Annotated in this window: 14 protein-coding genes; 2 read left to right on the plus strand and 12 right to left on the minus strand. The window is 41.2% G+C overall.

Annotated features, from left to right (window positions below; genetic code table 11):
* Positions 1–27: 27 nt before the first annotated feature.
* Both DER53_RS13265 and DER53_RS13270 read right to left on the minus strand, forming a co-directional pair.
* Positions 28–1206, minus strand: coding sequence for an acyl-CoA dehydrogenase family protein (locus DER53_RS13265; protein ID WP_062754654.1), 1179 nt, complete (start codon positions 1204–1206; stop codon positions 28–30).
* 189 nt (positions 1207–1395) lie between these two features.
* On the minus strand, positions 1396–2148 hold the full coding sequence (locus DER53_RS13270; RefSeq protein WP_062754656.1) for an NAD-dependent protein deacylase: 753 nt from the start codon (positions 2146–2148) through the stop codon (positions 1396–1398).
* Between the two features lie 589 nt (positions 2149–2737).
* Between DER53_RS13270 and DER53_RS13275 the strand changes: the two genes are divergently transcribed.
* Positions 2738–4159: an amino acid permease gene (locus DER53_RS13275; RefSeq protein WP_062754660.1), complete on the plus strand. Its 1422-nt coding sequence runs from the start codon at positions 2738–2740 to the stop codon at positions 4157–4159.
* A 195-nt stretch (positions 4160–4354) separates the two neighbouring features.
* Here the strand turns inward: DER53_RS13275 and DER53_RS13280 are convergent, their stop codons facing one another.
* From DER53_RS13280 to DER53_RS13310, 7 genes are all read right to left on the minus strand, one after another.
* The gene (locus tag DER53_RS13280) at positions 4355–5023 is read right to left on the minus strand and encodes an HAD family hydrolase (protein ID WP_015863971.1); all 669 of its coding nucleotides are present in this window, start codon (positions 5021–5023) and stop codon (positions 4355–4357) included.
* A gap of 77 nt (positions 5024–5100) precedes the next feature.
* Entirely contained in the window at positions 5101–5562 is a 462-nt protein-coding gene (locus tag DER53_RS13285; RefSeq protein ID WP_015863972.1) for a GNAT family N-acetyltransferase, read from the minus strand.
* 54 nt (positions 5563–5616) lie between these two features.
* Positions 5617–6015 carry a DUF350 domain-containing protein gene (locus DER53_RS13290; RefSeq protein WP_062754661.1) on the minus strand — a complete coding sequence of 133 codons (399 nt, stop codon included), beginning with the start codon at positions 6013–6015 and terminating at the stop codon, positions 5617–5619.
* A 5-nt stretch (positions 6016–6020) separates the two neighbouring features.
* Positions 6021–7298, minus strand: a complete 1278-nt coding sequence (locus DER53_RS13295; RefSeq protein WP_062754664.1) for a glutathionylspermidine synthase family protein — start codon at positions 7296–7298, stop codon at positions 6021–6023.
* 2 nt (positions 7299–7300) lie between these two features.
* On the minus strand, positions 7301–7630 hold the full coding sequence (locus DER53_RS13300) for a hypothetical protein (protein ID WP_062754666.1): 330 nt from the start codon (positions 7628–7630) through the stop codon (positions 7301–7303).
* Positions 7627–8088 carry a hypothetical protein gene (locus tag DER53_RS13305; RefSeq protein ID WP_062754780.1) on the minus strand — a complete coding sequence of 154 codons (462 nt, stop codon included), beginning with the start codon at positions 8086–8088 and terminating at the stop codon, positions 7627–7629. The genes DER53_RS13300 and DER53_RS13305 overlap by 4 nt, the downstream gene beginning before the upstream one ends.
* 138 nt (positions 8089–8226) lie before the next feature.
* Positions 8227–8775, minus strand: coding sequence for a GNAT family N-acetyltransferase (locus tag DER53_RS13310; protein WP_062754668.1), 549 nt, complete (start codon positions 8773–8775; stop codon positions 8227–8229).
* Between the two features lie 421 nt (positions 8776–9196).
* Here DER53_RS13310 and DER53_RS13315 point away from each other — a divergent pair, with 421 nt between their 5' ends.
* Positions 9197–9892, plus strand: a complete 696-nt coding sequence (locus DER53_RS13315; protein WP_015863978.1) for an LptM family lipoprotein — start codon at positions 9197–9199, stop codon at positions 9890–9892.
* A 532-nt stretch (positions 9893–10424) separates the two neighbouring features.
* Here the strand turns inward: DER53_RS13315 and DER53_RS13320 are convergent.
* From DER53_RS13320 to DER53_RS13330, 3 genes are all read right to left on the minus strand, one after another.
* Entirely contained in the window at positions 10425–10664 is a 240-nt protein-coding gene (locus tag DER53_RS13320; RefSeq protein WP_015863979.1) for a transporter suffix domain-containing protein, read from the minus strand.
* Positions 10665–10699: 35 nt separating this feature from the next.
* Entirely contained in the window at positions 10700–10978 is a 279-nt protein-coding gene (locus DER53_RS17800; protein ID WP_073967976.1) for a TIGR04104 family putative zinc finger protein, read from the minus strand.
* Between the two features lie 110 nt (positions 10979–11088).
* Positions 11089–11484, minus strand: coding sequence for a magnesium transporter CorA family protein (locus DER53_RS13330; RefSeq protein WP_062754670.1), 396 nt, complete (start codon positions 11482–11484; stop codon positions 11089–11091).
* Between the last annotated feature and the right edge of the window lie 202 nt (positions 11485–11686).

The raw sequence follows: 11686 nt of genomic DNA on the forward strand, positions 1-11686 counted from the left end.
CCTTTTATTCGATAACGCTTTCAACTTTTATAGAAATTGCCCCAATTTGACATGCCCTTTAAGCAGGTTTCTGGCAATAATCATGCGCTGAATTTCATCGGTGCCATCATAAATGCGCCAAAGTCTAGCCTCGCGGTACCAGAGCTCGATCGGCATTTCTTTCGTATAGCCCATGCCGCCGTGAATTTGCAGGACGCGGTCGACGACGCGGTTGCCCATGTTGGCGCCAAACAATTTGGCCATCGATGCTAAATGGCGGTTGTCTTCGCCTTGGTCGAGCGTAAACGCTGCGTTTAGCACAAGCCATTTCGCCGCTTCAATTTCGACGGCCGAATCGGCGATCATCCATTGAATCGCTTGTCTTTCCGCAATCGGCTTGCCAAACGTCACGCGTTCTTTCGCGTAGTCAATCGCCATTTGCAATAGCCGTTCCGCCGTTCCGACCGCGCGGGCGCCGACCATCCAGCGGGCATATCCGATCCACTCCAATCCGAGTTTATATCCCCCGTGCAGCTCCCCTAAAATGTTTTCTTCCGGCACGCGCACATTTTCAAAAATTAAACTGGCTGGTGTCGATGGTCCCATCGTATGTATTGGTTCAGAGCGCCAGCCCATTTCGCGGTCAACGATAAAGCAAGTAACTCCTTCCCGCCCGTTTGTCGCTTGATGGCGTTCTTTATCCGTAATGGCGATCACCATCACAAAATCCGCTTCGTTCCCGCCGGTGATAAATATTTTTTCTCCGTTTAGCACCCATTCATTTCCGTCTTTTACCGCCGTCATTTTAATGTTTCTTGTATCCGACCCCGCACCCGGTTCCGTCATGGCAAAGCATGATTTTTTGTCGCCATTAATGGTTGGAATTAAATATTTTTTCTTTTGTTCTTCATTGGCATAATAGAGGATATTATCCGCTGACCCCCCGAATCGGAATGGAACAAACGTTTTCGACACTTCCATCGTCACAATCGCCTGCATCACATGCCCAAGATTGGCGCCTCCGTATTCCTCTGGTGTATTGATCCCCCAAAAACCCGCTTCTTTTGCTTTTAACTGCAATTCTTTCAATTTCTCCTCAGAAAGCCCCGGCTTTCCTTCCCGTTCGTTTCGCAACACTTCATTTTCTAACGGCATTAATTCTTTTTCGACAAATTTGCGAATGGCCTTTTGCACCATCCGTTGTTCATCACTAAGGCGCAAATGCATCTTGTCCCCTCCATTTTTATCTGAATTTCTATATTCATGCATATACGTATTGCCGGAAATTATACCAACCAGTTGGTATGTTAATGTTATTATATTCTAAAATTTTAAAAAATACAATATATTTTGGGTTTAAAAAATGATTTCTCACCAAGAAGGTAATAAAATAAGCAGATGCAGTTGAACCAATGTTCAACGAGCATCCGCGATATATTGCTGCACTTTGGCAACTGTCTCTCCGATTCCTGCATGAATAACAATGTCAAATAAATAATCCATTCTCGTCGGTGTTTTGTTAATGATAACTTTATGAGCACGAGGAGATTCTGTGGATACATAAAACGGGATTTGGTTGACAGGTGTTACTTCAAGGCTTGTTCCCATCGCAATCAACAAATCACTATCATATGCAGCTTCGAGCGCCTCTTCGAACCGATGAACCATTCCTCCAAACAAAACAACATCCGGTTTTAAAATTTCATTGCATGTTTCCTGCTCACACCGCGGTACATCATGGCTATTAACGAACGCTAAATCATACTTTGTTTGGCATTTCGGGCATGTTGCTGTTTGCAGCGTGCCGTGTAATTCAATGACGCGCGAACTGCCTGCTTTTTTGTGCAGTCCGTCAATATTTTGCGTCAAAATCGTCACCTTTTTCCCCATGTCTTCTAAATGTTTCAAAAAGAGATGGCCTTGATTTGGCGCAAAATTTCCCATTAACTTTAATGAAAAAATGCGTTTAAATTTATGCCAGAAATCGACAGGATGTGTTTCAAAATAATATTCAGAAATATAATGCTCGACGTTTCCCTCTTGAGCATAAATACCGTTTTCGCTTCGAAAATCTGGAATTCCCGATTCGGTGCTCATTCCCGCTCCGGTTAAAACAGTAATCTTGTCAGCACTATTGATCATTTGTGCGAACTCTTTGATAGCGTCCATGCTCTCTCTCCTTTCCTGAATCAAACTCTCCCACCACCATTTTATTTAGAGATGGGAGTTTCTTACCATCTCCATCGAAGAAGATTCTGCATAGAAAAGGCTGCCGCCTTCTACTTGATGCTACATCGGAAGTCTTCTAAACATATTTTCGTTTTTATGAATCAAAAATTCCTGATTCATCTCCTGTCCCCTTCGTTTAGAGGTTAAAACGCAATGCCTCACAATAAGTATTGTACTCCCGATTTTTCTTTCCACAAGCAATATACTATTTTCTTCTGTCGGTGCCTCAATAAAAAAGCCCCCAAAAAGCGGGGACTTTTCTGAGTTCATTTTATGCTTTTTTTCATGAAAACAATAATAGAAACGATATAAGAGAAATAATAGAGTCATGAAAAAAGCGAAAAATCTAATAAATCTCATTGGATAAATCGTCCTAAGAAAATAGGCATTATTCGCAATTTATCAACTTTTTTACTTTACCATATTATCACTTTACCAAATTAAAATAATAGTATATGATGAATAAGTAAACAAAATTAGGATGAATCATAGATTCACATCAGACCTTGCATATAAGGGGGATTATACGATGTCAACAAAAAAATGGGGACTATGGATTTTAACCGCCTTTGTCGTCGGAAATATGATTGGCGGTGGCATATTTATGATTCCGGCAAGTCTAGCGCAAGTCGCAAGCCCGATGGGATCCGCTCTTGCCTGGATGGCAACCGGATTGGGAGTTTTAACGATTGCACTCGTGTTCGGTAGCTTAGTGACAAGAAAGCCAGAACTGAAAGCAGGACCACAAAGCTACGCGCAAGCAATGTTTTCCTCTCCGAAAGCGGGAACGGTAGCAGGCTACAGCATGGCGTGGGGATATTGGGCCGCGAACTGGGCGGCAACCGCGTCTGTCATTATTTCGTTTGCCGGCTATTTAAGCACGTTTTTCCCGATTATGCAAAGCAAACACGTCTTACTTACGATCGGAACGTTTCAATTAGAGACAGGAAAAGCGCTCACTTTTGCGGTTTGCACGATCGTGTTATGGGGAATTCAATGGATTCTTACCCGCGATTTTCAACGCGCAGGAAGCATTAATATTTTGACGACGGGAGCGAAAGTCATCGGATTTCTTCTTTATATTATCGCGACCGTTTGGGTGTTTAACGCCGCTAATTTAGGTGGCGGGTTTGCATTCACGAATGAAAAAGGGCAAGCGGTGTCCGTTCCAGGCCAAATAAACGGAGCGGCGATTACGATGCTATGGGCATTTATCGGCATCGAATCGGCCGTTATGCTTTCCAACCGCGCGAAGTCGCAAAAAGATGTGAAAAAAGCGACATTGCTTGGATTACTTATTTCTGTGCTTATTTATATGGGAATCTCACTGTTAACGATGGGGGCTCTTTCACAAGAACAGCTCCAGCAATCGCAAAAACCGCTCGTAGATGCGCTATACGCTGTCATCGGCAGCAACGGCGCCTACATCATGGCAATTTTGGCGCTCATTTCGTTGTTCGGCTCAACGATCGGCTGGATTGTCGTCAGCTCAGAAGTGCCTTATCAAGCGGCAAAAGAAGGATTGTTCCCTACTTTCTTTGCGAAAACGAACCGAAACAGCAGCCCTGTTCGTTCTTTGTTCATTACGAATTTCATGACGCAAATTTTTCTATTTTCGACCGTATCGGGAACGGTGAACGAAGCGTACAATTTCGCGATTGTCGTCGCAACGCTCGCCTATTTAGTTCCGTATCTCGTTTCCGCTTTATATCAGCTGAAATTAATTATAACGGGAGAAACATATGAAAACGCGAAACACATTCGCATCCGAGACGGCATCATTACAACAGCGGCACTAGTGTACTCGATTTGGGTCATTAAAACCGGAACGGCTGACTGGTACACGTTTTTCTTAGGAATCGGCTTATTTGTCGCCGGGTTGGTATTATATCCATTCATCATGAAACCAAAATCGCTCGATCACAAGCCGGCGGAATTAAAAGGCGCGTAAAGGGACCAACGAAAATCGCTGGTCCTTTTCGCTTCTATTTTCTTTCCACCCGCACTATTCTATCGTTGGATTATCCTCACGTTTTCCACTCGGGATCGGCTTCTTCAATATAATTCCAAAGAATCGGCTATACAAATTTCTCGAACAATAACGTTATTTTCTCCCAAACAAATTGTATTCGTTTCTTCTCTCCCTTTATTGTTGCTGAAGCGTTTCGATGATTCCTGGAATTTCTCTTAAATCTTCTATGACAAAATCTGCTTCCACAGACTCGTATGCCACATCCTTTTTCCAAATGGTTTTCATCCCTATATTCCGTGCCGCTTGAATGTCGTTGATTGGATGGTCGCCAACAAATACGCTTTCATTTGGCAGGACATTCAAATGATCCATCGCTTTTTGAAATAGTCGGGGATCTGGTTTACTAATTCCTTCCCATTCCGAGATAAGAATCGTATCAAAATAGCCTTCAATGCCTAACACCTTTATCGAATGCATTTGAAATTGTCCTTTTCCATTTGTGATGATTCCTAATTTCAATGACTTTCTTTTTAACTCTTCTAACATCCATACAAGGTGAGGAAACGGGGCACAGCTTTTGTGAAAATGATTCATATAATCTTCTAGTAAATCTTCCCACGTGATGCCAATAATCTCGAATTCTTTGACCATTTGTTGATATACAGCATCTTTCCAAACATACCCTCGATTATCTAATTCAATGAATCTAGCGATATACGATTCTTTCGGAATATGGCTTAACCATAACTGCAAGCGCTCATACTGGTATTCGATAAACTTTTGTATGGAAACGTCGCGATTTAGCAATGTGCCATCCAAATCAAAGATGACTGCCTTCATCATTATTGTTTTCCTTTCCAAATTATTTCGAATTGGAAGTGATGATTATAAACCGTTTCTCCAAAACGATGATTGGAAATCTATAGCCTTTTATAAACGATTTCTCTATAGGTAGAAAATCCTTGCTTCCGATAAAAATCTTTTGCTGCTTCGTTTTCCGCCCAATAATCTAATTCGACTAAATCGATTTTGTGATGGCTGGCAATACGATAAATTTCTTCCATTAACTTTGAACCATATCCTTTTTTTCTTTCGGTTTCTACGATACTGATTTGATGAACGTATATAGATTTATACGCCTTTCGAAAAGGAGTTTCTTGGTATTTTCTTATCTCTATCCAAGCATAGCCAATGGCTTCTTCATTATCCTCCAAAAGAAGAAAAATAAAGTTGTCTTTATTTATAATGCTTTGAAAAAATGCTTTCACCGCTTCATAAGCGTACTCTTTGAAATACTGCGGATACCGTTGAACATGCAAATCATGGACAGATCGATTTAATTTTGCAATTATGTCTGCATTAGTGGTTTGGATGATTTTCATCCCGTTCCCTCCTCATTTAGAAAAAGAACCCGAAACAAGCGTAACGGGCTCACTTTAATACGACATACTTCCCGCGACAATCAAGCCGACAATAATGGAAATGGCAAATAAACTGAAGCCGACCGCGAGATTGCCTTCCTCGACTTTTTTTGCTAAGTTGGTCTTTGGCGTGAAAATGTACTCCAAAGCAAAATAAACAAGAATTTGCGTGATAATTCCAATTGCGCCCCATAGAAGGGCATCAAGCAAACTGACGCTGTTGCTCCAGGCGGCGTAAATGACAATCGCCAATCCTAGCGCTTTTCCCCACAATTTCAGCGCTACCGCCATATTGCCTTGGCGAATGAGTTCCCGCTCTGAAAATTTCGTCGTTAAGCTGAATAGGCCGATCCCAACTCCCATCAGCACAAGACCTAAAACGGTATAAATCAGAAAATTCACCACATACGTCATTTTCTTCACCCTTTCATCATGACAGGTAAATAATAGGACAAGTTGTTTGTAATTATTCCTCCCGCACGCAGACCGATTCCAACCGCTTTTCCGTTTATTAAAAAACACGTGTGCAATAGTTTCACCGTTTCATATCCGTTTACCGTTTTGACAACGGTTTCGGGCAACGGAACATATTGCTGATAAACTGGTGTTTCGTCCTTATATGTTTGCTGGCTGTCAACAGCGACTGGTTCACCGTTTCCGTTTTTGATGACTACCGTGTCTCCTTCGCGCCCGAACGCGGGTTTTTGTACATACATCGTTCGTTTTGTAAGGAAATACTCTTCATCTAAATACGTAGGAAGAAAATGTTCGGCAATCCATTGACGCTCCTCTTTCGTGAAAAACGGATTCCCTTCCTCATAAAGTCCCCATATGAGCGCCTGCACCGCTTTCGACTGAAGCAAAAACGCCGACAGCGGATTGATGAGGGCGACTTCCCGCTCCTTCCACAGTTCCAGCAGCTGTACTCCTACTTTCGTTCCATCCGCTGAGCGGTCTTCGACTAAATGCTCAAGCGGATATGTTTGACGATATAGCACATCGATCCGCCTTCCTTCCGCATCGTACAATCCGCGCCGCAGCACACCGCCGCCACTTAGTGGAACATCCTCGGCAACAACGTAGAGCTCATGAAGCGGCACATAGGCAGCCTCCATTCCGCTTATTCGCTGCAAATACCGAACCGTCTCACGGTCTTCCATATGATCTTCATGGGAAGTAAACACAACATATGGCTCTCCATCGCAATGCAATAAACGGTATGACTGCCAAACGGCATGCCGGACCGCTTCTGTTACGTTTTTCACCGCTCCTTCATTCGGTGAAGCCATGCGTAAGAAGAAAGCAATCTGTTCATTAATATCAAACGTTTCACGAATAAATGTCGGTGTATCCGTGTTCAATTCGATCAACTTAAACGTTCCGTCGACATATACGAGATCGGCACGTGCGATCACCGTTTCCGCCGGAAGTGTGGAAGCGCGCAAAAACGGAAGCGTATCTGGATGAAACCCTAACAGCCGTAGAGTTTCAACAGGCAATTGGCGCAACAGTTTGGCCGTTTTTCGATACAAATGGCCGATGCGGTCCGTTGTCGTTCGTATTTGCTCGACTTCCCGAGCCGTTAACGTATAGTAATCGAACAAAGCATATTCCGCACCGTATAAGTCAGCCCAAAAATTGGGGATTGCCCCGTAAAATTGGGCGCGGCGCTGGCGGTGTTCTTCAATCGAATACATTGTTACCCTCCAAAAAAGCTGCCTTTTGTCCCTGAACCGATTCCGGATTTCGCCCTTGCCTTAAATTCCGCGCTCTGTTGATAACTTTTATATGCCGCAGAACGTTGTAACTTGCGCTTCGACGGATAATAATGGCCTCTATAGTAATAATGGCGGTAATGAGAGCTGTCATCATCGTCACAAACATACGTCCCCGTTGATGCATCCCACTCCCAATCATCGCAATCCTGATCATTAGGTTTCGGCGGCAAGCTTTCATCTCTGCAGGCAGTAAGTGAAGCGGCCATCATTGTCGTCAGCACGCCAACCATCATTTTTTTCGTCTTATTCATCGGTTAGTCTCTCCTTCTTCCATAACAAATCCTGTTGCAGTGACATAAAGAACATACACTTTACGGTCCTCGTCGATTTCCGAGCTGTCACGAAGCCATTCTTTCCCTTGAAAATACGTAAACGAATTGCCGATGTACGCCATCACATCAAGACTGGAAGGAAGCTCCAGCGTTGCAATCACGGGATGCCCATTTTCCGCATCGAGTTCGCGAACTTCCAGCAGTAAATCGTTGCTATCGACTTCCGCTTCTTTCGGTCCCCGCTCATACTCCTCGACGTAAATGACAAACGTATCGTGTTCGAGCGCGGAAGAAACTTGCTGATACGCCACTCCTTCTTTTACAAAAAACTCGCATTCGCGCCGGGCAATGATTTGCGGCAAATCTATCGATTCATAAAAATAAAGCAAGCGGTAGTTTTCCTCGCCAAGCCAGAGACGATACTCTAATCGATTCACCATATTCCCTGCCTTTCCAGATCTGATGCAACTACTAGTACGGATATAACAGGAATTTGGTTTCATTCTTCAATTAACGGTTCTTTTCAATAATTAGAAAAAATCTAAGAGATAAATAGGAAAATTGGGTAATTCTGGTCATTCTGAATCATTTGGATTCACGATAGCGAAGTGTAAATGATCTTCCCACCTTCCGTTAATCTTCACATTCTTCTTGGAAAGCCCCTCCTTATGGAATCCTGCTTTCTCCAAAACTCGAATCGATCCGATGTTATGTGGCATGACCCCTGCTTCAATTCTGTGCAACTTGAGAACTTCGAAGGCATAATCAACGACTAGGCGCACAGCTTCAGTAGTATAGCCATGTCCGTTGTGCGATTGATCTACATAATAGCCTAGCCAACATGCCTGTAAAGGACCACGGACCACTTCAGTCAACTCAATGATGCCAATCAGTTCATCAGTACCGATGAGGAAAATGCCGAACGTGTATTGCTCGTCTCTTTCCATCTTCGCCAAGCTGGTTTGAATTCGATTTAACTGATATTCCTCCGTATAGAACTCCTCGGTCCTATCTGGCGTATACCGTTGCCAAAATTTTCGGTTTCTACGGTGCATCTCTGTCAACGGACCCACATCTGTATTCTTTAAAAATCGCAAATAGATTTTGTTTCCCACCAATTTCATCTTTCCTCATCCCTTCTTCACATATAAACACCACAGGAATCCTGTGATGGATGGGGTATCTCGTTTCATGGAAATCGGCATTAGAAATGACACTTGAATTGGTATGTAATTGACACTCTCCATAAATTCTTTTCATTTTCTCATCTTCTAGATAGTTCAAACTTTCCCCTGCAAAAGTGAATAACTTTATTTGAAAAACCTTATAAAGACAAATAACATGCCGAATCGATTGCCAATTCGCACGCCATTTTGTGTGTCAAATGCCTGTTTTGCATCCCAAAACGGAATCAGTTACAAAGCGAGTAGGCTTTTTTATTTTTTGTAATCTGCTTTTGAAATATGGATTATTACTATAATTTAGGATATTATAAAAATATTGGTACAATTAACATTTTCATATACTTGAACAGGGGGAATCGTAATGAAAAAATTGCTATCACTTTTTGTTTTAATTTTATCCATAGGGTTGTTAAGTGGCTGTGTAAAAGGCGTATTTCATGTAAAAGTTAATAAGGATGGAAGTGCAGACTTAAATTATGATCTAGGATTTGAGAGTACTTTATTGGGGTTTGCTAGTTCAGATGGTCAAAATCCGATAGAGGAAATACGTAAACAAGCTGAAGAACAAGGATTTACAGTTGCTAACTACAAAGAGAACGGATATACAGGAATAAGAGCGAAGAAGCATGTTGATAAGTTAAATGATGTTCCTATTTTCTATACTATGGTGAACAGTAAAGACGAAAAACCTGTAAAAATTGAAAAAGACTTTTTTAGTACGCGATATGTATTGGATACACAACTCGATCTAAGTGATATGGCAATGGATTCAACTGAAGAAATGTCAAATATTAATAATGCTGTACTAAATCAAATGGATTTAAAATTCTTACTCGACCTTCCAGTGAAAGCAAAAAATCACAATGCCTCAGATGTAAAAAATGATGGCCAAACACTTGAATGGCAATTAATTCCTGGAGACAAAAACAAAATATATATGGAGGCTGTTGTACCAAATATAACGAATATTATCTTGTCAATTGTAGGTGGGTTGATCATTCTTGCTGGCATTTTATTTTTGGCACTTAAGAAAAAACATGATAGTGTTACTAAATAATTATAAGCCCCTCTCGAATGAGAAGGGCTTTGATATTTAACTATATACTCAGAAATTTCCCAACTGTAAATCACAATTAAGTAAATTAGTTAGATTGATGATTGAGATGTCAATTTTTTCGGACATAACAATATTAATCTCCAGTTCTCACTTTCCCCAGAAAGAAAAATTTGTTTATTATTACATCCGACCAAAATTGAAACCAAAAGAATTACAAATAAGAAAGTTTTTTTCATTGTAACTTTCCGTAAATCGATACTCTTATTTATTCTTCTTGTTTCGCTTTTATTCCTTTTTCAACTAAACTTGACCCGTTAGTGCCGTTAGTACAACAAAAAGGGGGCACTTCTTATTGCAATAAAGGTTCATTTCATAGCCTGATTTTTTCATGTTATCCCCAGTAAGTTTACATAATAATATTATTGAATACAACAACATCACTCGTGCAATAGACCAAATATAATCAAAATATCCGAAGAAAAGTTAATATTATTACAACTTTTCATAGACCACTACCTTCATAGCATTTAATCTATTCTTTTACTTTTCTCTTGAACAACCGCTTCTTATATTTTTGAATTGTTTCTTTGCCGACTAGCAGCGCTCCTAGCCAGAATAACGCTTCCGCCGTTACCAATGCCGCTCCGCCAATTGCCACTTTTATTGTGGTAGAAACGGGAAAAAACGGGATCACAAAAGGAACGAGAAATACAATCGTGGATAGAACAATGAGTATCCAACCGGTTCGCTTCGTTGCGATGTTCCGCCTCATAAATGGAATCCTCCTAAAAAATCAACGTACCATCATTATACATTACGCAAGGATAAGTTATTCATTCTATCATTATCACCAAAACGGCTCTTCTTGATCAACAAATGTGCAGAAAATGGCAATAGCGCCAAGATGCTTGCTAAAAGCACGAAATATATAATAAAGGTCCATAGAAAGGATACTCCGAAAGATGGCAAAAGCAATAATACTAGCAACGAAAGGGAGTTTGCGAATGACGCTTTTTGTCGTGATTCCGCGGTCGGGTACAACTTTGTTTTACAATGTGGACAGATAAACCTTTTCCATCCAAACAATACCTTTATGGCGCTTCTTCAGCGAAATGAATAATGACATTTGCAGCAAACTGGCAGCTTCATAGAACACTTTCCTTTCGTTAACCTTATTTTAAATTTTGTTCCGTCGATTATATGTGCCCCAACAACAGCAATTTTAATAAATAGTGCAGAGCCATCCATATAATTCCATATACCGCTGCTCCCACAACCGTAAAAACCGCATACAACAATTTTCGAATCAAAAATGAATAAGGGGATACTCTCTTATACAAATAAACAGGAAACCAAAAAAACAAGTTAATTATTAGATTAGATATTCTTTCCCACAGCGCTTCCGGATGTTTTTCATAGCCTAAGTCATAGGAATATACCACTAAATTAGCACCTAAAAAGACAGCAACAGCAGTGCTAAACTGCGATATGAAAATAAACCCCAATGTATAATCGAGAAGAGTAATCCATGTATGTGGTTCCAATAATAGAAACCATAGATCGGACAATAGAAACCTGAAATCTGACGTCATCAATATATGCCTCCCTAAACCTTAGCTAGCTAAACCACTTTTTTATTGACGCAGGTATTTCTGCCTTTTAATTTCATCCACTTCCTTCACAGTTATTATTATGAAACGGGCGTGATGCAGCCAGGCTTACTGGGAAACGCTGCTCTATATCTGCTTTAGCGGGGGCAAAAAATATGAATCCGCATCAATTGCCAATTCCCCT

This window comes from Parageobacillus toebii NBRC 107807, assembly GCF_003688615.2.
Classification (GTDB): domain Bacteria; phylum Bacillota; class Bacilli; order Bacillales; family Anoxybacillaceae; genus Parageobacillus_B; species Parageobacillus_B toebii.